The organism is Leifsonia sp. Root1293, assembly GCF_001425325.1.
Classification (GTDB): Bacteria; Actinomycetota; Actinomycetes; order Actinomycetales; family Microbacteriaceae; genus Orlajensenia.
The window spans coordinates 571,202-595,721 of record NZ_LMEH01000001.1 but is presented as its reverse complement, the minus strand read 5'-3'; the positions used below and the strand labels follow the sequence as shown (position 1 = coordinate 595,721).

At 67.9% G+C, this 24,520-nt stretch carries 24 protein-coding genes; 10 read left to right on the top strand and 14 right to left on the bottom strand.

Features of this window, described 5'->3' with window-relative positions; translation table 11 throughout:
* The first annotated feature begins 34 nt into the window (after positions 1-34).
* Complete coding sequence (locus ASC59_RS02690; RefSeq protein WP_055818113.1) at positions 35-940, top strand: sulfurtransferase; 906 nt, start codon at positions 35-37, stop codon at positions 938-940.
* 56 nt (positions 941-996) lie between these two features.
* A complete protein-coding gene (locus ASC59_RS02685) occupies positions 997-1,434 on the top strand; it encodes a SufE family protein (protein WP_055818112.1) in 438 nt (145 codons plus the stop codon).
* 23 nt (positions 1,435-1,457) lie between these two features.
* On the opposite strand, the gene ASC59_RS02680 is transcribed toward ASC59_RS02685, so the two are convergent.
* Complete coding sequence (locus ASC59_RS02680) at positions 1,458-2,648, bottom strand: alpha/beta fold hydrolase (protein ID WP_055818110.1); 1,191 nt, start codon at positions 2,646-2,648, stop codon at positions 1,458-1,460.
* A 79-nt stretch (positions 2,649-2,727) separates the two neighbouring features.
* Between ASC59_RS02680 and ASC59_RS02675 the strand changes: the two genes are divergently transcribed.
* The 4 genes from ASC59_RS02675 to ASC59_RS02660 all read left to right on the top strand — a co-directional run bounded on the left by ASC59_RS02675 (position 2,728) and on the right by ASC59_RS02660 (position 7,946).
* Complete coding sequence (locus ASC59_RS02675; protein ID WP_055818108.1) at positions 2,728-3,318, top strand: DUF3000 domain-containing protein; 591 nt, start codon at positions 2,728-2,730, stop codon at positions 3,316-3,318.
* Complete coding sequence (locus ASC59_RS02670; protein WP_055818106.1) at positions 3,315-4,514, top strand: ribonuclease D; 1,200 nt, start codon at positions 3,315-3,317, stop codon at positions 4,512-4,514. The genes ASC59_RS02675 and ASC59_RS02670 overlap by 4 nt, the downstream gene beginning before the upstream one ends.
* 75 nt (positions 4,515-4,589) lie before the next feature.
* Complete coding sequence (locus tag ASC59_RS02665; protein WP_055818104.1) at positions 4,590-5,795, top strand: thiolase family protein; 1,206 nt, start codon at positions 4,590-4,592, stop codon at positions 5,793-5,795.
* 6 nt (positions 5,796-5,801) lie between these two features.
* A complete protein-coding gene (locus ASC59_RS02660) occupies positions 5,802-7,946 on the top strand; it encodes a 3-hydroxyacyl-CoA dehydrogenase NAD-binding domain-containing protein (RefSeq protein WP_055818102.1) in 2,145 nt (714 codons plus the stop codon).
* Positions 7,947-8,016: 70 nt separating this feature from the next.
* Here the strand turns inward: ASC59_RS02660 and ASC59_RS02655 are convergent, their stop codons facing one another.
* The 4 genes from ASC59_RS02655 to dxs all read right to left on the bottom strand — a co-directional run bounded on the left by ASC59_RS02655 (position 8,017) and on the right by dxs (position 12,327).
* Positions 8,017-8,796, bottom strand: coding sequence for a DarT ssDNA thymidine ADP-ribosyltransferase family protein (locus ASC59_RS02655; RefSeq protein ID WP_055818100.1), 780 nt, complete (start codon positions 8,794-8,796; stop codon positions 8,017-8,019).
* A gap of 181 nt (positions 8,797-8,977) precedes the next feature.
* A complete protein-coding gene (locus ASC59_RS02650) occupies positions 8,978-9,949 on the bottom strand; it encodes an aldo/keto reductase (RefSeq protein ID WP_055818098.1) in 972 nt (323 codons plus the stop codon).
* The gene (locus tag ASC59_RS02645; RefSeq protein ID WP_055818095.1) at positions 9,946-10,329 is read right to left on the bottom strand and encodes a MerR family transcriptional regulator; all 384 of its coding nucleotides are present in this window, start codon (positions 10,327-10,329) and stop codon (positions 9,946-9,948) included. Before ASC59_RS02645 ends, ASC59_RS02650 begins: the two co-directional genes overlap by 4 nt.
* Before the next feature lie 54 nt (positions 10,330-10,383).
* Positions 10,384-12,327, bottom strand: a complete 1,944-nt coding sequence (gene dxs, locus ASC59_RS02640; protein WP_055818094.1) for a 1-deoxy-D-xylulose-5-phosphate synthase — start codon at positions 12,325-12,327, stop codon at positions 10,384-10,386.
* A 164-nt stretch (positions 12,328-12,491) separates the two neighbouring features.
* On the opposite strand from dxs, the gene ASC59_RS02635 reads away from it, so the two are divergent.
* The gene (locus tag ASC59_RS02635; protein ID WP_055818092.1) at positions 12,492-12,839 is read left to right on the top strand and encodes a LysR family transcriptional regulator; all 348 of its coding nucleotides are present in this window, start codon (positions 12,492-12,494) and stop codon (positions 12,837-12,839) included.
* 97 nt (positions 12,840-12,936) lie between these two features.
* On the opposite strand, the gene acnA is transcribed toward ASC59_RS02635, so the two are convergent.
* The 4 genes from acnA to dut form a co-directional block, all read right to left on the bottom strand.
* Positions 12,937-15,750, bottom strand: coding sequence for an aconitate hydratase AcnA (gene acnA, locus ASC59_RS02630; protein WP_055818090.1), 2,814 nt, complete (start codon positions 15,748-15,750; stop codon positions 12,937-12,939).
* 186 nt (positions 15,751-15,936) lie between these two features.
* Positions 15,937-16,737 carry a DUF3159 domain-containing protein gene (locus tag ASC59_RS02625; protein ID WP_082513350.1) on the bottom strand — a complete coding sequence of 267 codons (801 nt, stop codon included), beginning with the start codon at positions 16,735-16,737 and terminating at the stop codon, positions 15,937-15,939.
* Entirely contained in the window at positions 16,730-17,356 is a 627-nt protein-coding gene (locus ASC59_RS02620; protein ID WP_055818085.1) for a DUF3710 domain-containing protein, read from the bottom strand. The genes ASC59_RS02625 and ASC59_RS02620 overlap by 8 nt, the downstream gene beginning before the upstream one ends.
* Complete coding sequence (gene dut, locus ASC59_RS02615) at positions 17,353-17,826, bottom strand: dUTP diphosphatase (RefSeq protein ID WP_055818083.1); 474 nt, start codon at positions 17,824-17,826, stop codon at positions 17,353-17,355. The genes ASC59_RS02620 and dut overlap by 4 nt, the downstream gene beginning before the upstream one ends.
* A 38-nt stretch (positions 17,827-17,864) precedes the next feature.
* Here dut and ASC59_RS02610 point away from each other — a divergent pair, with 38 nt between their 5' ends.
* On the top strand, positions 17,865-18,335 hold the full coding sequence (locus ASC59_RS02610; protein ID WP_055818081.1) for a DUF3093 domain-containing protein: 471 nt from the start codon (positions 17,865-17,867) through the stop codon (positions 18,333-18,335).
* Here the strand turns inward: ASC59_RS02610 and ASC59_RS02605 are convergent.
* Positions 18,332-18,625 (bottom strand): DUF4193 domain-containing protein, encoded by a 294-nt coding sequence (locus ASC59_RS02605; RefSeq protein ID WP_055822720.1) that lies wholly within the window; start codon positions 18,623-18,625, stop codon positions 18,332-18,334. The genes ASC59_RS02610 and ASC59_RS02605 overlap by 4 nt on opposite strands.
* 200 nt (positions 18,626-18,825) lie before the next feature.
* On the opposite strand from ASC59_RS02605, the gene sepH reads away from it, so the two are divergent.
* Together sepH and ASC59_RS02595 are read left to right on the top strand one after the other, a co-directional pair.
* Positions 18,826-19,914: a septation protein SepH gene (gene sepH / locus ASC59_RS02600; protein ID WP_055818079.1), complete on the top strand. Its 1,089-nt coding sequence runs from the start codon at positions 18,826-18,828 to the stop codon at positions 19,912-19,914.
* A 105-nt stretch (positions 19,915-20,019) separates the two neighbouring features.
* A complete protein-coding gene (locus tag ASC59_RS02595) occupies positions 20,020-20,307 on the top strand; it encodes a hypothetical protein (RefSeq protein WP_055822717.1) in 288 nt (95 codons plus the stop codon).
* Here the strand turns inward: ASC59_RS02595 and ASC59_RS02590 are convergent.
* From ASC59_RS02590 to ASC59_RS02575, 4 genes are all read right to left on the bottom strand, one after another.
* Positions 20,304-21,095 carry a hypothetical protein gene (locus ASC59_RS02590; protein WP_157487903.1) on the bottom strand — a complete coding sequence of 264 codons (792 nt, stop codon included), beginning with the start codon at positions 21,093-21,095 and terminating at the stop codon, positions 20,304-20,306. The genes ASC59_RS02595 and ASC59_RS02590 overlap by 4 nt on opposite strands.
* The gene (locus tag ASC59_RS02585) at positions 21,073-22,317 is read right to left on the bottom strand and encodes a benzoate/H(+) symporter BenE family transporter (protein ID WP_235492554.1); all 1,245 of its coding nucleotides are present in this window, start codon (positions 22,315-22,317) and stop codon (positions 21,073-21,075) included. Before ASC59_RS02585 ends, ASC59_RS02590 begins: the two co-directional genes overlap by 23 nt.
* Before the next feature lie 26 nt (positions 22,318-22,343).
* Positions 22,344-23,618, bottom strand: a complete 1,275-nt coding sequence (gene clpX, locus ASC59_RS02580) for an ATP-dependent Clp protease ATP-binding subunit ClpX (protein ID WP_055818075.1) — start codon at positions 23,616-23,618, stop codon at positions 22,344-22,346.
* Between the two features lie 134 nt (positions 23,619-23,752).
* Positions 23,753-24,508 (bottom strand): AAA family ATPase, encoded by a 756-nt coding sequence (locus ASC59_RS02575; RefSeq protein ID WP_055818073.1) that lies wholly within the window; start codon positions 24,506-24,508, stop codon positions 23,753-23,755.
* Between the last annotated feature and the right edge of the window lie 12 nt (positions 24,509-24,520).

The following is a 24,520-nucleotide window of genomic DNA, read 5'->3' as shown; positions in this document are numbered from 1 at the left end:
CCCAGCCTGACCGGGCTCACCCAGGAGGTTCCCCGTGACCGTCAACATCGATCCCGCGCCGAAGTTCAGCGCCTACGCCCACCCGGAGCGTCTCGTCTCCACGGCCTGGCTCGCCGAGAACCTCGACCGCCCGGGGCTCGTCGTCGTGGAGTCCGACGAGGACGTCCTGCTGTACGAGACCGGTCACATCCCCGGCGCCGTGAAGATCGACTGGCACACCGACCTCAACGACGACGTCACCCGGGACTACATCGACGGCGAGCGCTTCGCCGCCCTGCTGGGCTCGAAGGGCATCGGCCGCGACACGACCGTCGTCATCTACGGCGACAAGAACAACTGGTGGGCCGCCTACGCACTCTGGGTCTTCACCCTCTTCGGCCACGAGGATGTGCGCCTGCTCGACGGCGGCCGCGACCTCTGGATCGCCGAGGGCCGCGAGACGACCACGGATGCCGCGACGCCCACCCCGGTCGAGTACCCCGTGGTCGCCCGTGACGACGCGACAGTCCGCGCCTTCAAGGACGACGTGCTTGCACACTTCGGCAATCCGCTCATCGACGTGCGCTCTCCCGAGGAGTACAGCGGAATCCGCACCACGATGCCCGCCTACCCGGAGGAGGGCGCTCTCCGCGGCGGACACATCCCGTCGGCGGCATCCGTGCCGTGGGCTCGCGCTGCGGCACCCGACGCCACCTTCAAGTCGCGCGCCGAGCTCGACGACATCTACCTGGGCGAGGCCGGACTGACGGCTGGCGACGACGTCATCGCCTACTGCCGTATCGGCGAGCGCTCGAGTCACACCTGGTTCGTGCTCACCCACCTGCTCGGGTTCGAGAACGTGCGCAACTACGACGGATCGTGGACCGAGTGGGGATCCGCCGTCAGGGTTCCGATCGTCAAGGGCACGGAGCCGGGCGAGGCGCCCGCAGCACGCGTCTGAGCCAGCCCGCCCACGCACAGGCGATCACCGCGTCGGGAAGTGGGAGAATCGATCTGATGAACGAGATCCTCCTTCCCGACCAGCTCGCCGAGATCCGAGACGACTTCCTGGCGCTCGCAGTCCCCGACCGCCTGCAGATGCTGCTGGAGTTCTCCAACGAGCTGCCGGAGCTGCCCGAGCGCTATCGGGACCACCCCGACCTGTTTGAGAGGGTCGAGGAATGCCAGTCGCCGGTCTTCATCTTCGTGGAGGTCGAGGACGGCCTCGTTCACCTCTACGCCACAGCCCCTCGTGAGGCACCGACGACCCGCGGGTTCGCCTCGATCCTCGCCCAGGGCCTCGATTCCCTCACCGTCGATCAGGTTCTGGCCATCCCTGACGACTTCCCTCTGACCATCGGGCTCACCGAGGCCGTCTCACCGCTGCGCATCCGCGGAATGACGGCGCTGCTCGGCCGGGCGAAGCGCCAGCTGCGGGAGCGCGCGGCGGCCTGAGTCGCGGTCGCCGGCGACGGCGTTCAGCCGTCGAGTGCACTCAACCACTCTCCGACGCTGCGCTCCCAGCGGGCGGAGTCGTAGTTCCAGAGCCGAGCGTGCCGAGCCACTCCCCATTCGTCGTAGCTGACGATGTCGGGGCGGAGCGCGGCGAGGCGCGCCGAGCCGTTGTGCGGCACGAAGCCGTCGTCGCGGCTGTGCAGGATGCGGATGGGAACCCGCAGCCGGTCGGCCTGCCTGAGCACGTCGAGGCGGGTGAAGTCGATGGGAGCGGCGAGACCGCTGATCGTGCGTCCCCATCCGTTGCCGAGAGTGCCCACGACGGTGCGGGTGATCGGCTCGGGCAACCGGTTGAGCGTTCCCTGGAACGCGAGGATGTCGTGCCAGTCGACGGCGGGCGAGTCGAGCATGATGCCGGTGACGGATGCCGCATGCCCGGAACGCAGCACCGTCTGCAGGGCGATGGCGCCGCCCATGGACCAGCCGGCGAGCACGACGCCGACCGCGCCATGCTCCTTCGCGAAGAGCAGCGCGCTCTCGACGTCCCGCCACTCGGTGTCGCCGAGACCGTATCGGCCGTCGGCGCTGTCCGGCGCCTCCCCGTCGTTGCGGTACGACACGACGAGACAGCTGTAGCCGGCGCGATGGAACGTCTCGACAGCGCGCAGGCACTCCGGCCGCCTGCCGCCCCATCCGTGCACCATCACGACCCACCGGTCGCTCGGCTCCTCGGCGGGGATGAGCCAGGCCGGAGCCGGTCCGCGCTCGGTCTCGATGGTGACGTCGGAGTACGGATGCCCGAACTCGGCTGGGGCGAGGTAGAACCAACTGCCCAGCCTGCCCCGCCGCACGCCGGTCAGGTCGCCGAAGTCGACCCCCAGGATCTCCCGTGTCACGGTGACGGCTCCCCCGCCGGTGATGTCTCCGACCCGGGCATGACCGTCGTCGCCGTCGAACCAGAGGCTGTACCGCCCGGGCATGCGGGAATCGTCGTCGGCGTCGAATTCGATCTCGCCGCGATCGAGGTCCACCCGGCGCACCCGCACGGGTTCCGTGCGCTTGGCGCGGGGCACGACGATGATGCGCACGAACCGGGTCACGACGGCCAGTGCTCCGAGGAGCAGCACGATCCAGAACGAGACGGCCACGATCCCCGTCGCGACGATTCCGACACGCCGCGCCAACCGGGGCGCGTCGACGTCATCCTGCGGCATCCGCGGGGCCCCCTTCATCGCCGACGAGCAGTCGGCGTGCCTGAAGGACGCCGATGCGAAAAGACTCTAGTCTGCACACGTGTCCGAAACCCGACCAGCGCCGACTCCCCCGGAGTTCGCCGCGGCCCTCGACGCCGTGCGTCGGGCGCGAACGCGCCCCGAGCTCGTGATCTCCGAGATCGCGGCGCCGTCGAGCCTCGCCCCCTGGGCCGTCGCCCTCGCAGCAGACGTCTCCCCCACTCGCCACGGCGGCGACTCCGAACTCGGCACCGGTCGATTCGTGCTGCTCTACGACCCTGAGGAGCCGGAGTCGTGGGGCGGATCCTTCCGCGTCGTCTGCTTCGCCCAGGCTCCGCTCGAGACCGACATCGGCACCGACCCCTTCCTCGCCGAGGTCGCCTGGTCCTGGCTCGTCGATGCCCTCGACACCCGGAATGCGAAGTACACGGCGGCATCCGGAACGGCCACGAAGATCCTCTCGTCGGGCTTCGGTGAACTCGCCCGCCAAGGCGATGGTGCGCAGATCGAACTGCGCGCATCCTGGACGCCGCTCGAACACGACGTCACGGCTCACGTCGAGGGCTGGAGCGAACTCCTGTGCATGCTCGCCGGCCTTCCGCCCGCTGCTGACGGCGTCACGTCCATCCGCTCCCGTCGGGCGGGCAAGTGACAGACCGCCACGTCATCGACACACGCGAGGAGTACCTCGCCGCCGTCGATTCGATCTCAGCCGGAACGGGCCCGATCGCCATCGACGCCGAGCGCGCCAGCGGCTTCCGGTACTCGCAGCGGGCCTACCTGATCCAGGTGTTCCGCCGCGGCTCCGGCGTCTTCCTCTTCGACCCTCCTGCGATCGGCCCGATGACCGAGCTCGACGAGGCGATCGCCGATGTCGAGTGGGTCCTGCACGCGGCCAGCCAGGATCTGGCCTGCCTCCGCGAGGTCGGGCTCGACCCGGCCGTCATCTTCGACACCGAGCTCGCCGCGCGCCTGCTCGGTCTGCCGCGCGTCGGACTGGGCACTGTCGTCGAGGAGCTCCTCGGCATCCACCTCGCCAAGGAGCACTCGGCGGCCGACTGGTCGACGCGCCCCCTCCCCGCCTCGTGGCTCGAGTACGCCGCCCTCGACGTCGAGCTGCTCGTCGACCTGCGCGACGCACTCGCCGCCATGCTCGACGAGGCCGACAAGCGCGGCATCGCCGGCGAGGAGTTCCAGGCCACTCTCGATCGAGAGGTCAAGGCCATCAGGGCCGATCCGTGGCGCCGACTGTCGGGCGTGCACGCCCTTCGCGGCCAGCGCAGCCTGGCCGTCGCCCGCGAACTCTGGCTGGCTCGCGACGCCCTCGCCCAGGAACGCGACATCGCTCCGGGCCGTCTGGTGCCGGATGCCTCCCTCGTCGCGGTCGCACGCGCCATGCCCACCACCAAGCGCGCCCTCGCCGACCTGCGCGAGTTCACCGGCCGCGCCAGCCGCTCGGAGCTCGAGCGTTGGTGGCACGCCGTCGAGTCTGGCCTCACCACGACGGACCTTCCCGTCATGAAGCAGGCCGGCGACAACACGCTCCCCCCGCCGCGTGCCTGGAGCGACAGGAACCCCGAGGCCGACGCGCGGCTGAAGGGTGCGCGCGCCGCGGTCGCCCAGATCTCCGAGGAGCGGTCCATCCCGATGGAGAACCTGCTCACTCCCGACCTGCTGCGTCGTGCCGCCTGGACCCCGCCCGCCGTCATCGACGCGGCATCCGTCGCCGAAGAACTCACCAGACTGGGTGCACGCCCCTGGCAGGTTGAAGCAACCTCACAGGCGATCGCCCAAGCCTTTGTCGATGCTGACCAAGAGCCGGACCAGAGCATGGAAGCCCTTTCGTAGGTTCTGTCAAACGATTCAACGGCCATCGGCCCCCTGCCTAGGATCGAGGAAGACTGATCCGATAGTGGAGGCGAAGTGGCCGAAAGAGCTGATGTCGTGTTCGTCGACGGGGTACGCACCCCGTTCGGCAGAGCAGGCGAAAAGGGCATGTACTGGAACACCCGGGCAGACGATCTGGTGGTGAAGGCCATCGTCGGACTGCTGGAACGGAACACCAGCCTGCCGAAGGACCGCATCGACGAGGTGGCCATCGCAGCCACCACCCAGCAGGGTGATCAGGGGCTGACCCTCGGCCGTACCGCCGCACTGCTCGCCGGCCTGCCGACCACTGTGCCCGGCTACGCCATCGAGCGCATGTGCGCCGGTGCCATGACCGCCGTCACGACGAGCGGTTCCGGCATCGCCTTCGGGCAGTACGACGTCGTCATCGCCGGTGGAGTCGAGCACATGGGCCGGCATCCGATGGGCGAAGGCGTCGACCCGAATCCGCGGTTCCTCTCCGAGAAGCTCGTCGCCGCAGACGCACTCAACATGGGCAACACCGCGGAGCGTCTGCACGACCGCTTCCCGTCGCTCACCAAGGAGCGCGCCGATCGCTTCGGCATGCTGAGCCAGCAGAAGGTCGCCGCCGCCTATGCGTCCGGCGACATCCAGCCCGACCTGATTCCGGTCTCGCTCCGCAGCGATGCGGGCTGGGGCCTCGCCACCGAGGACGAGGGCATGCGGCCGAACACGACTATGGAGGGCCTGGCGTCGTTGAAGACGCCGTTCCGCCCCCACGGCCGGGTCACCGCGGGCAACGCGTCGCCGCTGACGGACGGCGCCACCGCGTCGATCCTCGCGTCGTCGACCGCCGCCAAGGAGCTCGGCCTGCAGACGAAGATGCGCATGGTGAGCTTCGGCTTCGCCGGCGTGGAGCCGGAGGTCATGGGCATCGGACCCATCCCGTCGACGGAACGGGCGCTGAGGAACGCCGGCCTCTCGATCGAGGACATCGGCCTGTTCGAGCTCAACGAGGCCTTCGCCGTCCAGGTTCTCTCCTTCCTCGACCACTTCGGCATCGCCGACGAGGACCCGCGCGTCAACAAGTGGGGCGGCGCCATCGCCATCGGCCACCCGCTCGCCGCGAGCGGCGTGCGCCTGATGATCCAGCTCGCCCGCCAGTTCGAGCAGCACCCCGAGGTGCGCTACGGCCTGACCGCCATGTGCGTCGGCCTCGGACAGGGCGGAAGCGTCATCTGGGAGAACCCCAACCACAAGAAGTACGGAAAGGGCCGCTGAGCCGACATGACCGACTACTCCACGATCGACTTCTCCGAGCTGGCATCCCTCAGCGATGACGAGGTCGTCACGCACTCCTACGTGCGCGACATCCCCCTCTCGTCCGGACGCACACTCGCCCTCGTGACCCTGGACAACGGTCGCGACCACACGCGCCCGAACACGTTCGGTCCCGCATCCCTGCTCGAACTGGGTGCCACCTACGACGCACTCGCCGAGCGGGCGGCGAAGGGCGAGATCCACGCCGTCGCGACGACCGGCAAGCCGTTCATCCTCGCCGCGGGAGCCGACCTGTCGAAGATCGCCGAGATCCCGACGCGGGACATCGCCAAGCGGATGGCGCAGCTCGGTCACCACGTGCTCGGCAAGCAGGCCACTCTCGGCGTTCCGTCGTTCGTGTTCATCAACGGCCTCGCGCTGGGAGGTGGCGTCGAGCTGCCGCTCAACGCCGACTACCGCACGATCGACTCGTCAGCGGCGGCGCTGGCCCTGCCCGAGGTGTTCCTCGGCCTCATCCCCGGCTGGGGCGGCACCTACCTGCTGCCGAACCTCATCGGCATAGAGAACGCGCTCAAGGTCATCATCGAGAATCCGCTGAAGCAGAACCGCACCCTGAAGGCGCAGGATGCCTTCGACCTCGGGATCGCGGACCGCATCTTCTCGCCGGTCAACTTCCTCGAGGACTCCATCCGCTTCGCCGACGGCGTTCTGAGCGGCACCGAGAAGGTCGTCCGCAAGAATGCTCCGGGCAAGCTCGAGCGCATCGCCAAGTGGGACATCGCCATCAAGATCGCCCGCGACACCGTCGCGAGCCGTCTCGGCACCATCCCGAAGTCGCCGTACGCGGCACTCGACCTGCTGAAGGCGGCGAAGAACGGATCCAAGGAGGAGTGCTTCGCCCTCGAGGACGACGCCCTCGCCGACCTCATCGCAGGCGACCAGCTCCAGGCATCGATCTACGCGTTCAACCTCGTGCAGAAGCGGGCCAAGCGCCCGGCCGGTGCGCCCGACAAGGCACTCGCCAAGAAGGTCACCAAGGTGGGCGTCCTCGGAGCGGGCTACATGGCCAGCCAGTTCGCTCTGCTGTTCCTGCGCCGCCTGCAGGTGCCCGTTGTGATCACGGACCTCGACCAGGCTCGCGTCGACAAGGGCGTCGGGTACATCCACGACGAGATCGGGAAGCTGGCCGACAAGGGCCGCATCGGATCGGATGAGGCCAACCGCCTGCGCGCCCTCGTGACCGGGACCACCGACAAGTCCGACTTCGCCGACTGCGACTGGGTCATCGAGGCCGTCTTCGAGGAACTCGGTATCAAGCAGGACGTGTTCGCCGAGGTGGAGCAGTACGTCTCCCCCGAGGCGGTCCTGGCGACGAACACCTCATCGCTCTCGGTGGAGCAGATCGGCGCGAAGTTGAAGCACCCGGAGCGCCTCGTGGGCTTCCACTTCTTCACGCCGGTCGCCGTCATGCCGCTCATCGAGGTCGTCAAGACCCCGCACACCGACGAGGCGACGCTGTCGACCGCCATGGTCACGGCGGCGAAGCTGCGGAAGAACGCCGTCATCACGGCCGACACCCCCGGCTTCGTGGTGAACCGGGTTCTCGCCAAGCTGCTCGGCGAGGCGATGTACGCGGTCGACCGCGGCACACCGTTCTCCGTCGTCGACGAGGCGATGGCTCCCCTCGGGCTCCCCATGGCGCCGTCGGCCCTCCTCGACCTCGTGGGCCTGAAGGTCGGAGCGCACGTGCTCGACACCCACCACGCCGCCTTCCCCGACCGGTTCTACCGCAGCGAGAACCTGCACGAGCTGGCCGAGTACGGAACGCTGCTCGAGAAGGACTCGAAGGGCAAGGTCAAGGGCTTCGACAAGGGCGCCCTGAAGATCGTGGCGGGCGGCACCCAGCCGATGCAGGCCGAGGAGATCCTCGTGCGCCTGCAGGACGGCCTCGCCGACGAGGTGCATCGCATGCTCGAGGATCATGTCGTTGCAGCTGCCGAGGACATCGACCTCTGCATGATCCTCGGTGCAGGGTTCCCGTTCCAGATGGGCGGACTCACGCCCTACCTCGACCGCGTCGGGGCGAGCGAGCGGGCGTTCGGCTCCACCTTCCACGAGCCGCGGATCGTCGGCGTCGGCGTCGGCGCTTAGCCGCGCACGCACGGACGACGAGAGGGGCGGATCGCTTGATCCGCCCCTCTTCTCGTTGCCTGCCGTCGGCTCAGTAGCGCACCTCGTCGGCCGCCTGGAACCAGGGCGGATAGACGGCGACCTTGGGCTTGTGAGCAGCTGCATGCAGGATGCCGCGCACCTCGTCGCGCACCTTGTCGTTCGCAACGCCGATGAGGGTGATGCTGGCGAGGGGGAAGACGCCGGGGGCGAGGAGTTCCGCCCGCAGCAGCGCATCGGGCTCCTCCTCGTCTCCGAGGGAGATGAGCATCCGCTGCACGTCGTCTGACGTGGTGGCGAAGCGGGTGAGCGGCCCGGGTGCGTAGCCGTCGGTGACGACGATCCCGGTCGACGAGATGCCCTCGTCCGTCACCTGCACCGACAACGCCTCCCGGATGGTGCTCACGAGCACCACGAATTCCGAGGCTGCGGATGCTGCGGCGGTCGCGTCGATGCGCGGATCGTCGATTCCGGCGCGGATGCTCTCCCATGCGCTGGAGTTCGGCGTCAGGCTGAACGTCACATGATCCGCCACGACGGTGTCGCGCCCGGGGACGGGCGTGCTGCGGCGGGCTGCACGCTCGTCGGCCGAGAACACCTGCACGTCGGTCTCGGCGGCGGAGTCGCCGGCATCGGGCACGAGCATGTCCTGCGCGACGATGCCGGCGAGGTTCGCGACGTGGGTCACGTGGTAGATGCGTCGGTCGCCGACGTCGACAGGCGGACGCCGCAGGGACTTCGCCGAAGCCGAGCCACTGCCACCGACGGGCTCACGCAGCGATGACTTCGCCGCTGAGGTCCTCGCCTTCCGAACCGGGGGTGCGACGACCACCGGGGCCGCCGGATAACACGCCGCGCAGTCGCCGCGTCCGAATCCGTGAATGCATTCCTCGTCCAAGTCGAAACCTCTCGCGTGCGTGGCACCCGCCCACTCGAGACGAACGCCTCGAAACCACCTCTCTCTACGTTACGCGCCGCAGCACCGTTCTGCCGACAGAGATGGCATCGATCGGCTACCGATTGAGCGGCGTCATGTCCGCATAGCGGTCGCCCACGGGCGCCGGAAGGTCGCTCAGGGTGCTCAACTGCGCTTCGCTCAGCTCCACGGCATCCGCAGCAGCATTCTCCTCGACCCGTGAGACGCGCTTGGTTCCGGGGATCGGGGCGATGTCTCCGCCCTGCGCCAGCAGCCAGGCGAGAGCCACCTGCGCCGGTGTGGCCTCGACCTCGGCAGCGACCTGCTCGACCGCATCGACGATGCGGAGGTTCGCGTCGAAGTTCTCCCCCTCGAAGCGCGGGTTGCTGCGACGGAAGTCGGATGCATCCAGCTGGTCGACCGAGCGCAACGCTCCGGTGAGGAATCCACGTCCGAGCGGCGAGTAGGGGACGAAACCGATGCCGAGCTCGCGCAGCACGGGGAGGATCTCCGCCTCCGGGTCGCGCGACCAGAGGGAGTACTCGGTCTGAACGGCGGTGACGGGGTGAACGGCGTGAGCACGACGGATGGTCTCGGGCGCCGCCTCCGACAGGCCGTAGTGAGCGATCTTACCGGCTGCGACGAGCTCGGCGAGGGCGCCGACGGTCTCCTCGATCGGGACGCCAGGGTCCATGCGGTGCTGGTAGTAGAGGTCGATCCGGTCGGTGCCGAGACGCTTCAGCGAGCCCTCGACCGACAGCCGCACGTTCTCGGCAGAGCCGTCGAGCCCGCGCGAGCCGTCGCCGCGGTGCAGGATGGTGCCGAACTTGGTGGCCACGACGACCTGGTCGCGCCGATCGGCCAGAGCCTTGCCGAGCAGCTCCTCGTTGACGTACGGGCCGTAGATCTCCGCCGTGTCGAAGAAGGTGATGCCGAGGTCGATCGCGCGGTGGATCGTGCGGATCGATTCGGCCTCATCGGTTCCGGCGCCAGAGTAGAACGCCGACATGCCCATGCAGCCGAGGCCGAGGCGGGAGACGTCGAGGGTTCCGAGTGTTGCGTGTTTCATGCGTGTGCGACCTTCTCTTCGTAGATGGCGATCTTCACGTCGATGGCGGTCAGCGACCGTTGCATCTCCGCGAGCTGGGCCACCACCGTGATGCGGTGGCGCAGCAGGAGCTCGAGCCGTGACGCCGTCGAATCGTCGCCCTCGCGCACGAGGTCGACGTACTCGCGGATGCGGGCGATGGGCATCGAGGTCGCTCGCAGCTTCGTGAGGAAGGACACCCAGGTGATGTCCTGTTCGGTGAAGCGGCGGTGGGTCGACGATGCGCGATCGACGGGGGTCAGCATCAGTCCGGTTCGCTCGTAGTAGCGGAGCGTGTGGGTGGTGAGCCCGGTGCGTTCAGCGGCTTCCGAGATCGAGAACGTGTGCTCGAGTGTCTCCATAGGGCCACGATAGAACTTCGAGCGCACTCGAAGTCAAACGCACCCGGCTGATGCTCAGTGTTCGCCGGAGCCCGCCGTGATCGCTGTCGATCCGGTGTCGATCGCGCGAGCGTGCGGCAGCTTCGAGCCGAGCACCATGCCCACCACGTCGTGGGCGATGTGCTGGGGCGTCATGCCCGTGCGCTCGAGGATGTCGGCCCGGGACCCGTGGTCGAGGAACTCATCGGGCAGCCCGACCTCGGTGACCGCGGTGTCCACTCCGGCCTCGCGCAGGTCCTGGCGGATGCGGGTGCCGATTCCGCCGACGCGGATGCCGTCCTCGATGCACACCACGAGGCGGTGCTGCGCCGACATGTCGACGACGCTGCGCGGCACCGGGACGACCCACCGGGGGTCGACGACAGTCGCGTCGATGCCCTGGGCGGCGAGCCGCTCGGCGACCTCGAGCCCGACGCCCGCCATGGGGCCCACTGTGACGATGAGCACATCGCGCCCCGGACCCTCGGAGAGCACGTCGACGCCGTCGTCGGTGCGGCGGATTGCCTCGAAGCTGGCGCCGACGCTGCCCTTCGGGAAGCGCAGCACTGTCGGTGCATCATCGACGGCGACGGCCTCGGTCAGCTCCTCCTCGAGACGCACGGAATCGCGGGGCGCTGCGAGACGGATTCCGGGGACCACCTGCAGGATCGCGAGATCCCACACGCCGTGGTGGCTGGGACCGTCCGGCCCGGTGACACCGGCTCGATCGAGCACGAACGTGACGCCGGCCTTGTGCAGGGCGACGTCCATGAGCACCTGGTCGAAGGCGCGATTGATGAAGGTGGCGTAGATGGCCACGACGGGGTGCATCCCGCCGAAGGCGAGGCCGGCCGCCGACGTGGCCGCATGCTGCTCGGCGATGCCGACGTCGATGACCCGGCCCGGGAAGCGCTCGGCCATCTTGTGCAGTCCGGTCGGGCGGAGCATGGCGGCGGTGATGCCGACGATGCGCTCGTTCTCGGCGGCGAGTTCCACCAGACGGTCGGCGAAGACGCTGGTCCAGCTCGCCGCTCCGGCGGTCTCCAGGGACTCCCCCGTCTCGGGATCGATCTGGCCGACGGCGTGGAACTGGTCGGCGACGTCGCGCAGCGCCGGCCCGTAGCCGCGACCCTTCTCGGTGATGGCGTGCACGATGACGGGGGCACCGTAGTGCTTCGCCTGCTCGAGAGCCTCGCGCATGGCCTCGATGTCGTGACCGTGCACGGGACCGATGTACTTGATGTCGAGGTTCGAGTAGAGGGCCTCGTTGTTCGTGAACCGGGCGAGGAAGCCGTGCAGGCCTCCGCGGAAGCCGCGATACACGGCACGGCCGGGGGCCCCGAGCTTGTCGAAGGCCTCGCGGCTGGAGAGGTAGAGGCTGCGGTAGCTGCGTCGGGTGCGCACGGTGTTCAGGAACCGGGCCATGCCGCCGATCGTGGGTGCGTAGGAGCGCCCGTTGTCGTTGACCACGATGATGAGGCGACGCGTGTTGTCGTCGCTGATGTTGTTGAGCGCCTCCCACGTCATGCCACCGGTGAGCGCTCCGTCGCCGACGACGGCGACGACGCTGCGGTCATCCTGCCCGGTCATCGAGAACGCGCGGGAGATGCCGTCGGCCCACGAGAGGGAGCTGGAGGCGTGGGAGCTCTCGACGATGTCGTGCTCGGACTCCGAGCGTTGGGGGTACCCCGCCATGCCATCGGTCTGCCGCAGCGTCGAGAAATCCTGACGCCCCGTGAGCATCTTGTGCACGTAGGACTGATGGCCCGTGTCGAAGACGATCGAATCGCGGGGCGAATCGAAGACGCTGTGGATGGCGAGGGTGAGTTCGACGACGCCGAGGTTCGGGCCGAGGTGGCCGCCCGTCTTGGAGACGTTCAGCACGAGGTGCTCCCGGATCTCCGTGGCGAGCTGCTCGAACTGCTCCTTCGTGAGGGCGTCGAGGTCTCTGGGGCCCCTGATCGTCTCCAGAAGGGTCATCGCAACCGCCTTTCGCTCGCCTCCGAGTGTGCCCGGTGGCTTCGATCGAGTCTACGCGGTCGTCCCCCATTGGCTCCGAGTCGCCTCGCAGGGGTTGCGGTCGGCGTCGGCACCGTACGCTGGAGGAGGCCGTGGGACGCACGACCCGACGAAAGGCCACCTCAGTGGACATCACCATGCTCCGTCACTACGTCGCCCTGGCGACCGAGCTCGACCTCGGGCGTGCTGCATCCGTTCTCGGCGTCTCGCACTCGACCCTCAGCGGTTCGCTCAATCAGCTCGAGGCCGTCGCCGGTGCCGTGCTGATCCGCCGGGGCGACGGACCGATGACGCTGACGGATGCCGGCGAGCTCTTCCTGGCGACGGCGAACGACGAGATCGCCGCGTTCGATGCGGCCAACGCTCCGCCGGCGCCGAAGACCGGAGGCAAGGCCAAGGCGTCCAAGGGCGTCGGACGAGCGCCGAAGGTGAAGGGCGAGCCGTTGCCATACAAGAAGCGCCAGTCGCGCTGAGCTGACGAAGCGGTCCCCCGAGAACGCGAACTGCCCACCGCCGTCCGCCGAGCTGAGGCTCGGCCGACGACGGTGGGCAGTTCTGCGCGTGGAGCGACTACGCGACGAGTGAGCGCAGCACGTACTGCAGGATGCCTCCGTTGCGGTAGTAGTCCGCTTCACCCGGAGTGTCGATACGCACGACAGCGTCGAACTCGACCGTCTCCTTGCCTGCCGGCGAGTGCTCGCTCGGCGCGGCCGTGACGTGCACGGTCTTCGGAGTGGTTCCGTTGTTCAGCTCCTCGATGCCCGAGATCGAGACGATCTCGGTGCCGTCGAGGCCGAGCGATGCCCAGCTCTCGCCGGCCGGGAACTGCAGCGGCACGACGCCCATGCCGATGAGGTTGGAGCGGTGGATGCGCTCGAAGCTCTCGGTGATGACGGCCTTGACGCCGAGGAGGCTCGTGCCCTTGGCCGCCCAGTCGCGAGACGAGCCGGAGCCGTACTCCTTGCCGCCGAAGATGACGAGCGGAGTGCCTGCGGCCTGGTAGTTCTGGCTGGCATCGTAGATGAAGGACTGCGGGGCGTCGGGCTGGGTGAAGTCGCGGGTGTAGCCGCCCTCCACACCGTCGAGCAGCTGGTTCTTCAGGCGGATGTTCGCGAACGTTCCGCGGATCATGACCTCGTGGTTGCCGCGACGCGAGCCGTAAGAGTTGTAGTCCTTGCGCTCGACACCGTGCTCGTCGAGGTAGTGGCCGGCCGGGCTGTCCGCCTTGATGTTTCCGGCGGGGCTGATGTGGTCGGTCGTGACGGAGTCGCCGAGCTTGGCGAGCACACGGGCGCCGACGATGTCGGTGACCGGCGTGGTCTCCATGGTCATGCCGTCGAAGTACGGGGGCTTCCGCACGTACGTCGACTCCGCGTCCCACTCGAAGGTGGCGCCTGTCGGCGTCGGCAGGTTGCGCCAGCGGTCGTCACCCTCGAAGACGCTCGCGTACTGGTGCGTGAACATCTCCTTGTTGATCGAGGTGTCGATCGTGGACTGGACCTCGGCGGCGTCGGGCCAGATGTCCTTGAGGAAGACGTCGTTGCCGTCGCCGTCCTGACCGAGCGCGTCGACCTCGAAGTCGAAGTTCATCGAACCGGCGAGCGAGTACGCGATGACGAGCGGCGGGCTCGCGAGGTAGTTCATCTTCACGTCGGGGTTGATGCGCCCCTCGAAGTTGCGGTTTCCCGAGAGCACGGCCGTGACGGCCAGGTCGTTCTCGTTGATCGCGGCCGAGACCTCCTCGATGAGGGGGCCGGAGTTGCCGATGCACGTGGTGCATCCGTAGCCGACCGTGTAGAAGCCGAGGTCCTCGAGGTCCTGGGTGAGGCCGGCCTTCTCGTAGTAGTCGGTGACGACCTTCGACCCCGGAGCCAGCGTGGTCTTGACCCACGGCTTGGCCTTGAGGCCCTTGCGCACGGCGTTGCGGGCGAGGAGCCCCGCTGCGAGCATGACGGACGGGTTCGAGGTGTTCGTGCACGACGTGATCGCCGCGATGGTGACGGCGCCGTGGTCGAGCGTGAACTTCTGGCCATCGGGCAGTTCGACCGCTGTCGGCTTCGAGATCGACTTCGGAGCGTGGCTGTGGTGGTGGTGAGCGTGGGTCGAGTGCTCGTCCTCCGGCGTGTTGCCGGGCGGGTCGGAGGCCGGGAACGACTCGGAGCCCTCGAGGTCGACGAGGTCGTGGTCGACCTCGGCGTAGTCGGTGAGGTCGCTCTCGAAGTGGCTCTTGGCCTCGGCCAGGATGATGCGGTCCTGCGGGCGCTTCGGTCCGGCGATCGACGGAACGACCGTGGATAGGTCGAGCTCGAGGTACTCGCTGAAGACGGGCTCCTTCTCGGCGTCGTGCCAGAGGGTCTGCAGCTTTGCGTAGGCCTCGACGAGCGCGACCTGCTGCTCGCTGCGGCCGGTCAGGCGCAGGTAGTCGAGGGTGACGTCGTCGATCGGGAACATGGCGGCGGTCGAGCCGAACTCGGGGCTCATGTTGCCGATGGTGGCGCGGTTGGCGAGCGGCACGGAGGCGACGCCCTCGCCGTAGAACTCGACGAACTTGCCGACCACGCCGTGCTTGCGGAGCATGTCGGTGATCGTGAGCACGACATCCGTCGCCGTGACACCGGTCGGGATGACACCGGAGAGCTTGAAGCCGACGACCTTGGGGATGAGCATGGAGACGGGCTGGCCGAGCATGGCCGCCTCGGCCTCGATGCCGCCGACGCCCCAGCCCAGCACACCGAGGCCGTTGACCATGGTGGTGTGCGAGTCGGTGCCGACGCAGGTGTCGGGGTATGCGCGCAGCACGCCGTTGACCGGGCGGTCGTAGATGACCTTGGCGAGGTGCTCGATGTTCACCTGGTGCACGATGCCGGTTCCGGGCGGAACGACCTTGAAGTCGTCGAAGGCGGTCTGGCCCCAGCGGAGGAACTGGTAGCGCTCCCCGTTGCGCTCGTACTCGATCTCGACGTTGCGCTCGAGGGCGTTCTCGGTTCCGAACAGGTCGGCGATGACCGAGTGGTCGATCACCATCTCGGCCGGAGCGAGCGGGTTGATCTTCTTGGGGTCTCCGCCGAGGGCCTCGACAGCCTCGCGCATGGTGGCGAGGTCGACGATGCACGGAACGCCGGTGAAGTCCTGCATCACGACGCGCGCGGGCGTGAACTGGATCTCGGTGTCGGGCTCCGCCGTGGGCACCCAGGAGCCGAGGGCACGGATGTGCGCATCCGTGATGTTCGCACCGTCCTCGGTGCGCAGCAGGTTCTCCAAGAGCACCTTGAGGCTGAACGGGAGCTTCTCGTAGCCGTCGACGGTGTCGATGCGGAAGACCTCGTAGTCCGTCTCACCGACCCGGAGGGTGTCCTTCGCCCCGAAACTGTTTACTGCAGACACGTCGCATCTCCTTAGGTGGTCCGCCCGGAGTGAATCCGGCAACACTTCATCTTCGCGGCCGGGTCCTGCTCTGATCCAGCAAGGCTAACCTAAGCGGTCCGCCCCGCGGCAGTGCTGATGCTGGCTCCACCGGCCGTGAAATCTATCTTGATATCAAGATAACTCTAGCACCGGATGCCGCGTGCCTCAGCGAGCGGCGGCCGTGTCCGTCTTCGGGTAGACGGTGCGCACGATGAGCCACGACACCACGAGCAGGATCGCGTACAGCGGCACTCCCATCAGCAGCTTCGTGACCCCCAGTGCCTCGACGTTCCCGGCGAAGAAGAGAGGCAGCTGCACGACGAGGCGCAGGCCGAAGAGCGCCAGCCAGCAGATGGTGATGAGCACCATGGCGCGGTACTTGCGCTTGTCGGTCCGCCAGGCGAGACCGTCGCCCATGAGGAATCCGACGGCGAGACCGAGCAGGGGCCACTTCACCAGCAGAGAGGTGAGCAGTGCGATGACGTAGGCGGCGTTGGTGATGAGCCCGAGGACGAAGTTGTCCTGGCCTCGGCCGGTCCACAAGGCCAGCGCCGCCGACGCCGCGACGGCGATGAGCCCGGCGAAGGCCTGGGTCACCGGCGTGCGGGTGGCCAGCCGGATGACCGTGAACACCGCCGCGAGGCCGACGGATGTCACCAGTGCCAGGACGAGGTCGGCCGCGAAGGTGTAGACGATGAGGAAGACGAGCCCGGGCAGGATCGCCTCGGCCAGCCCTCGGATGCCACCCAGCGCTGCGAGGATGTCGCGGCTGGAGAGCGTCTCGTCGCGGGCGATCTGGCCCAGCCCGGCCTTCTCGGCGGCTCCCGCGAGCTGCGCTGCGAAGGTCGCCGCGATCTCGGGCTCGGCGCCATCCGACTGGGGGTCGGCGCCGCGCCGCGAACTGCGGGTGGCGCCGGAGTCGCCGGACGCCATGTCCTCCGGCCCCGGGGTCGTGGGATCAGACACTGGTCGTGGTGTCTCCGGCGGGATTCGCCGGCATGCGCAGCGGGATCAGGTCGCGCGGGGGCATGGGCGTCGTGCCGCGCACGACGACGATGCTGCGGAACAGGTCCTCGACGGCGGCCGCGGCATCGGCATTCACCGCTCCTTCGCCTGCGATGACTCCGCGGAGGAACCAGCGGGGTCCGTCGACGCCGATGAATCGCGCCAGACGGGTGGTGCCAGGTGTCGCGGTCGCGCTGGCGACCGGGATCTGCGCCAGCAGTTCGGGCCCGAACGGACCTTCGCGCAGGGTCGTGGTACCGCCCTGCTTGGCGATCTGGTCGCTGATCTGGTCGCGGATCTCGTGCCACAGGCCGCTCGATCGCGGTGCGGCGAACGGCTGCACCTGCAAGGTCGAGTTGGCGTAGTCGAGACCGATGGCCACGACGCGCTTGGACTCCTCCTCGATCTCGAGGCGCAGGTGCAGGCCCTCGCGCGGGAGGATCTTCACTCCCCCGAGGTCGACGTAGGGACGAACCGGGCTGGCCTCGGCCTCATCGAACGGACCGTTCTCCGCGCGGTCCTCGGGGGCTGACTTGGGCTGGTCGACGGGGATGTCGCCGACGGTCTCGATGTCACTCACGCGTTCACTCCTGCGGTCGAGTCGGATGCCGTGCGGGCGGCTGTGCCCGTGGAACCGAATCCGCCCTCACCCCGGTCGCTTCCGGGGAGGCGTTCGACCTCGATGAAGCGGGCCCGGGTGACGGGCATGATGATCAATTGGGCGATGCGATCGCCGACTGCGACAGAGTACGGCATCGATGAGTCGGTGTTGAGCAGCGCGACCTTGATCTCGCCCCGGTATCCGGCATCGACCGTTCCGGGTGAATTGACGATCGTGATGCCGTGCTTCGATGCCAGCCCACTGCGCGGGACGACGAAGGCCGCGTAGCCGTCGGGCAGGGCGATCGCGACTCCGGTTCCGACGGTGGCCCGCTGGCCGGGTTCGAGCACGAGTGCCTCTGATGAATGCAGGTCGGCTCCAGCGTCGCCCGGGTGGGAGTAGCTCGGGAGGATGGACGCTGTGATGAGGACCTCGACGGAATCTGCCACGTGTCGAGGGTAGTGCAGTTATCTGATCGAATAGAGCCATGCCCCTCTACCGCGAACGCCTCTGGCCTGCTCCGTGGCTGTTCATATCGACAGCTCTCGTCATCCCGGCATCGATCCTCGTGCTGGCCCCGATCTCACTGACGGCCGGCATCATCACGGCCGTCGTGCTCTACGCCGGGTGCGTGGCCGGCCTGGTGCTGTCAGCGCCGGTCGTCGCGGTCGAGGACGGCGTGCTGCACGCGGCGAAGGCGTCGATCCCGCTCTCCCTCGTGGGTGAGGCGACCTCTTACAGCGGGCAGGCCGCTTGGCGCGAGCGGGGACCCAACCTCGACGCCAGAGCCTGGCTGATGATCCGCGGCTACGTCGACGACGTGGTGAAGGTGCCACTGCTTCCGGCCGCTGAGGATCCGGCGCCCTATTGGATCGTCTCGAGTCGCCACGGACGAGAACTGGCCGCTGCGATCAATGGATCGCAACGGCCAGTCGAGTCGAACGACGATGTGTCCTAGGCGGCGCACTCCAGGCACACCGGGCCGAGCTTGCTGTCGTGGTCGATCTGCGAGCGGTGCTTCACGAGGAAGCAGTTCACGCAGGTGAATTCGTCTGCCTGGGGAGGCAGCACGACCACGTCGAGGTCAAGATCGGAGAGGTCTGCACCGGGCAGCTCGAAACCGCCGGGGTTGTCGGCGTCTTCGACGTCGACGACGCCGGACATCTTGTCGGGTACTCGCTCCTTGAGTGCTTCGATCGACTCGGAGTCGTCGTCAGTCTTTCGCGGTGCGTCGTAATCCGTTGCCATGCCCATCCATTCATTTACCGCCGTTCCTCATGAGAACGGCGACGATAGTGTGCCCCAATCGGGCGGGAATAGCAAACGGCCATTCGGCGCCTTCTCAGGTCATCCGAGTCAACTTCCGGCACGCGGATGCTATTCCCGTGAATTGGGGACTCGACGTGCGACCCTAGCCATGAAGTTGCGAGCACGAGAGGGCTATCCCGATGCAGGAATTGAAGGTAATCGGAGTCGAGAACGGGGCACTGGTCGTCGCCTCTGACGACGGCGACCGCTTCCGGATCGTGATCGACGAGGTGATGCAGTCACGCCTGCGTCGAGCGAACCCGGAACCGGCCGGCAGCCAGAAACCGTCGCCGCGTGAGGTGCAGGCCTATGTGCGCTCCGGCATGAGCGCTGAAGACGTCGCAGCGGTCACTGGCGCCTCGCTCGAGTACATCCAGCGCTTCGAGGGCCCGGTGCTCGCTGAGCGCGAGCACGTGCTCACGAGCGCCCTGAGCGTCCCCGTGCACCCCACCCAGGAACCCGACCCCGCCGACGACGACTCGAGCTTCGGCGGTGTGATGAGGCAGCGCCTCGCCTCCCTCGGCGCATCCGACGAGCGCTGGGCGAGCTGGAAGGAACCGGCTGGCGGCTGGATCATCAAGCTCGAGTTCACCGCCGACTCCATCGACCACGATGCCCGTTGGGCGTTCGAACCGAAGAAGCTGGCCCTGTCGCCCCTCAACAGCGAGGCCGTCACCCTCTCGCAGCAGGGCGAACTCACAGGTTCGCTGATTCCCCGTCTGCGCGCCGTCGACACGACGGATGCCGATCAGTCGCGTTTCGACAGCGGAGCCTTCACCTTCCGCGACCCGCTCATCGAGCACGCTGAGGTCGACGTTCCAGCTGAACCGATCCCCTATGGTCGCGCCGGCGTCTCCAGTGCCGCCGTGACCAAGGCCGCCATCAATCGCGCGGACGACCCGCCCAAGTCGTTGAGCGAGACGGCGGACCTGCTCGAGGCCCTGCGCCGGCGTCGCGGGGAGCGCGAGACCGCCAACTTCGACGGAGAGCCCGCCGAGACTCCCGGCGTCACCTCCGCCCGCCCCGAGCCGCTGAGCGAACAACCGGAGCTTCCGATTCCCGCGACACTCGCACCGCCGACGACGTCACCCGCTGCATCCGGGCCGCGCCGCGACTGGGCGAACCAGACCGGAGGCGTTCCATCAGCCTCGCGCAAGAAGGGTCGGACCTCGATGCCGAGTTGGGACGAGATCGTCTTCGGCGCTCGGACCGACGACGACCTGGCCTAGATCACACACGCCGTCACACGGCCCCGTCGCTTCCGCTGCGACGGGGCCGTTGTCATGGGCCGATGCTATAGTCGAACACATCTTCGAATGTTCGGTGGAGGCAGCATGACCCAGATCGATGAGGCCGTGGCCGTGTGGACGACCGACAGCGGCGAGCCGCAGCGCATCGTCTGGCGATCACGTCGGTTCCGGGTGAACGACGTGCCGACAGCGCTCGTGGGTCCGTGCGATTGGTGGCAGCCCCTCTCCCACCACGAGCTCGGCTACGGTCGGGCGCCGCTCCAGATCCGCGGGTGGCGGTTCCAGGCCAGTACCGACGACGGCGAGACCCACGTGTTCGATGTCGAGTACGACGGGCGCACACGCTGGAACCTGGTGCGGGTCTTCGACTAGGTGATGCTGCGACGCGCTTCGTCAGCAGCGGCGACGAGTTCCTCGACGAGACGCTCGCGGCTGATGCCACGACCGGCACGCAGGGCATCGAGGCGATCGGCCGTGGCCGGTGAGACCTGGACGACTGCGCTCTCGGACGGAGCATCCGGAGCCACAGCCGAGACCGCGTCGTCATGAAGGAAGATCGCGAGGACCGGGACCACGACTGTGCCGAGGACGTCGAGGATCGCAACGGTGCCGATGAGCCTGGTGAAGCCGTCGCTGCTGATACCCCACTCGGTGGCGATCTCCAGCACGAGCAGGGTCGCGAGCAGGGCGATGAGGCCGATCGTGACCCAGAGGCCGATGCGCACCACCGGCCGCCGACGCCGTCCCAGGATGAGGAGCAGGTTGGCGTGGGCGGTGCTCACGGCGAGCACCGCCGTGATGCCGAGACTCTGCCACCCCAGGGTGGACCGGAACATCCAGTCGTCGGGAGCCCAGATCATGCCGAGGCCGATGAGCAGGGCGACGCCGCTCACAGCGAGGCCGGCGGCGGCGATCCAGCGGTAGGCGCCAGCCACGACGGCCAGATGGCAGAGCGCGAGCACGCTGAAGGTGCCGACGATCGAGGTGGTGCCGAGGATGCGCCACTGCAGGTCTCCGAGATTGCCGACGAGCAGCGAGACGATGCCGACGAGGGCGGTGATGGAGAACGACACCACGATGATGATCACTGCGATGCGACGCCAGCGGCTGACGACGGCCGAGCTGTCGGCGCCCGACTCAGGGGCGGTCGGGCTCATCATCGATCTCCTCCTCGGGGCGGGCGTGCACCGACACGGCGGAAGCTGAATGCCGCTTCCATGGCGACAGCCAGGCCATGAGCACACCTCCGACGACCAGTCCCCAGAATGCCGAACCGATCCCGACGATCGAGATGCCCGAGGCTGTGACGAGGAAGGTGGCGGCGCCGGTGATGCGGTGCTGGGGCGAGTCCAGTGCGCCGGTGATGGCCGTGACGAGGGCGCCGAGCAGTGCGAGGCCGGCTACGGCGGTGATGATGATCGGCGGCGCTGCCGCGACGACAGCTGTCGCGAGACCAGCGCACAGCCCGAGCGCGAGATAGACGACGCCAGAGGTGAACGTGGCGATCCAGCGTTTCGACCTGTCCGGATTCGACTCCGGTGATGCCATCAGCGCCGCAGTGATCGCTGCCAGGTTGATGGCGTGGCCGCCGAACACCGCAGCCCCGACGGTGCCGAGTCCGCTGCTCACCAGAACCGGACGCGGCGCCGGGGAGTACCCGAACGTCGACATGACGGCGAACCCGGGAACGTTCTGCCCGGCCATGGTCACGATGAACAGCGGCAGGCCCAGGCTGACGATGACGAGTGGGTCGAAGACAGGCAGCACGAACTCCAGGTGCGGTGCAGCCGATGCGCTGGCGAAGACGTCGGGGCCTGCAGCGATGCCGATGCCGATCACCGCCACGAGCATGGCCGCCGGCACTGCCCAGCGCGGCGCGAGCCTGGCCAGCACCAGCCATACGAGCACCATGGGAATCGCGATGGCGGGCTCGGTGACGGATGCCGTGACCGGGGCGAGGCAGATGGGGAACAGGATGCCCGCGAGCATCGCACTGGCAATGGGCTTGGGGATGCTGGTGATCGCCCTGCCCAGCGCGGGCCAGAGTCCGGCCAGCACGATGAGCACTCCGCACACCAGGAACGCGCCGACCGCAGCCGCGAACTCCCCTGTGACGGCGCCTGCGGCGATGAGCAGGGCGGCACCGGGTGTCGACCAGGCGAAGGAGATCGGGATGCGCATCGCCAGCGGCAGAACGATGCAGGTGATGCCCGTGGCCAGGCAGAGGGCGAACAGCCCCGATGATGCCTGCCCGTCGGTGGCTCCGACCGCGCCGAGGCCGGCGATGACCAGAGCGAAGGAACTGGCGAACCCGGTGATGGCGGCGATGACACCGGCGAGGATCGTCGGGAACAGGCCTCCCCCGTCTCTCCTCGCGAGCACGAGGCGTTCCGGGTTCACGACGCCGGTCAGGCGGACTTCTCTTCGCGGCGCGCCTTGACGGGCACGATCGTCGGAGCGGCGTTCTCGAGCACCGAGGCACGCGTGACGACGACTCCGGCGACGTCTTCGCTGGATGGCACCTCGAACATGATGGGTCCGAGCACCTCCTCCATGATGGCGCGCAGACCGCGCGCACCGGTCTGGCGCAGCACGGCCAGGTCGGCGATCGCCTCGAGGGCATCGGTCTCGAACTCGAGGTCGACTCCGTCGATCTCGAACATGCGCTGGTACTGCTTGACGAGCGCGTTGCGCGGTTCGGTGAGGATCTGCATGAGCGCTGCCTGGTCGAGCGGCGTGACGGTCGTGACGACCGGGAGGCGCCCGATGAACTCGGGGATGAGCCCGAACTTGTGCAGGTCCTCGGGCAGCACCTCGCTGAACAGGTTCTGCTCGTTGCCCTTGATGTGCAGGGGGGCGCCGAAGCCGATGCCCTTCTTTCCCGCACGCGAGGAGATGATCTCCTCGAGACCCGCGAAGGCACCGGCCACGATGAACAGCACGTTCGTCGTGTCGATCTGGATGAACTCCTGGTGCGGATGCTTGCGGCCGCCCTGCGGCGGGACCGATGCGACGGTTCCCTCGAGGATCTTGAGCAGCGCCTGCTGCACGCCCTCTCCGGAGACATCGCGGGTGATCGACGGGTTCTCGGCCTTGCGGGCGATCTTGTCGACCTCGTCGATGTAGATGATGCCGGTCTCGGCGCGCTTGACGTCGTAGTCGGCGGCCTGGATCAGCTTGAGGAGGATGTTCTCGACGTCTTCGCCGACGTAGCCGGCCTCGGTGAGCGCTGTCGCATCCGCCACGGCGAACGGCACGTTGAGCCGCTTCGCGAGCGTCTGCGCCAGGTAGGTCTTGCCGCAGCCGGTCGGGCCGATCAGGAGGATGTTCGACTTGGCGATCTCGATGTCGTCGATGGCATCGGCCGGGCCGATGGTGGTTCGGGCCCGAACGCGCTTGTAGTGGTTGTAGACGGCGACGGCGAGGGCGCGCTTGGCCGCCTCCTGGCCGATGACGTACTCCTCGAGGAAGGAGAAGATCTCGCGGGGCTTGGGAAGGTCGAACTCGTCGGAGACCTCTTCACCGGCCTCGGCCAGACGCTCCTCGATGATCTCGTTGCAGAGCTCGACGCATTCGTCGCAGATGTAGACACCCGGACCCGCGATGAGTTGCTGCACCTGCTTCTGGCTCTTTCCGCAGAAAGAACACTTGAGCAGGTCGGCGCTTTCGCCTATGCGAGCCATCAGTGCCCCCTTCAGTGCAACTGGAACCGAGCCTAACCTGTGCCACGGACAATTGCGGGAAGCGTGCCGCCATTGCGGGGGCGCGCGTCGTTCGCCCTGCGCGAAGCGGCTCCGACCGACGCACCGGTCGCCGCCTACTCGAGAAGGTGCCGGAGGTACCGTCGCGGATCGTCGAGGTAGCTGCGCCAGTGACCGACCAGTTCGAGGTCCTCCCACTCTGATTCCCGGATGCCCCACTCCCCGAGCTCGAGGACCGTGGCTCCGGGGAACGAGGCCAGGATCGGCGAGTGCGTGGCGCAGATCACCTGGGTGCCGCGCTGCAACGCCTCGGCCAGTCCGGATATCCAGCGCAGGCTCGAGCCGAACGAGAGGGCGGCTTCTGGCTCGTCGAGGCAGACGAGGCCGGCGGTGTAATCGGGATGGTTCAGCTTGTCGTCGAGAATGCGATTGAACGATTCTCCGTGGCTCATCTCGTGCAGGTCGCTCCCGGTGCTGCTGGGCAGCGATTCGAGGTAGCTGTAGTAGCCGTGCATGGTTTCGGCCCGTAGGAAGAATCCCCATCGTGGGGCGCTCGGGCTGCGTTCGATGCGCAGCCATTCCGAGAGCGGCGACTCGCTCTGCCGGGTGGAATGCTGTCCCTGGGTGCTCCCGCCCTCAGGCGGCAGGCCGCAGGCCATCGCGATGCCCTCGATCAGAGTCGACTTGCCGCTGCCGTTCTCACCGACGAGGAGGGTGAGGCCGGACGCGAACTCACGCCCTCCCTCTCGCAGGAACTGGCCGACGGCGGGGATGGAGGCCGGCCACGAGTCCCACGTGATGTCGGCATCCGGGTACACGGAAACGCGGCGGACGGCTCGGCTGTCATGCAGCCAGTCGTCCGCCGCGTTCACGGTGGAGCAGTC

Coding starts and splice junctions, on each gene's coding strand:
- ASC59_RS02685 (WP_055818112.1), top strand. CDS start 997: ATGAACGAGATCCTCCTTCCCGACCAGCTCGCCGAGATCCGAGACGAC.
- ASC59_RS02680 (WP_055818110.1), bottom strand. CDS start 2,648: ATGCCGCAGGATGACGTCGACGCGCCCCGGTTGGCGCGGCGTGTCGGA.
- ASC59_RS02660 (WP_055818102.1), top strand. CDS start 5,802: ATGACCGACTACTCCACGATCGACTTCTCCGAGCTGGCATCCCTCAGC.
- ASC59_RS02650 (WP_055818098.1), bottom strand. CDS start 9,949: ATGAAACACGCAACACTCGGAACCCTCGACGTCTCCCGCCTCGGCCTC.
- ASC59_RS02645 (WP_055818095.1), bottom strand. CDS start 10,329: ATGGAGACACTCGAGCACACGTTCTCGATCTCGGAAGCCGCTGAACGC.
- dxs (WP_055818094.1), bottom strand. CDS start 12,327: ATGACCCTTCTGGAGACGATCAGGGGCCCCAGAGACCTCGACGCCCTC.
- ASC59_RS02610 (WP_055818081.1), top strand. CDS start 17,865: ATGCCCCTCTACCGCGAACGCCTCTGGCCTGCTCCGTGGCTGTTCATA.
- ASC59_RS02605 (WP_055822720.1), bottom strand. CDS start 18,625: ATGGCAACGGATTACGACGCACCGCGAAAGACTGACGACGACTCCGAG.
- sepH (WP_055818079.1), top strand. CDS start 18,826: ATGCAGGAATTGAAGGTAATCGGAGTCGAGAACGGGGCACTGGTCGTC.
- ASC59_RS02595 (WP_055822717.1), top strand. CDS start 20,020: ATGACCCAGATCGATGAGGCCGTGGCCGTGTGGACGACCGACAGCGGC.
- ASC59_RS02590 (WP_157487903.1), bottom strand. CDS start 21,095: ATGATGAGCCCGACCGCCCCTGAGTCGGGCGCCGACAGCTCGGCCGTC.
- clpX (WP_055818075.1), bottom strand. CDS start 23,618: ATGGCTCGCATAGGCGAAAGCGCCGACCTGCTCAAGTGTTCTTTCTGC.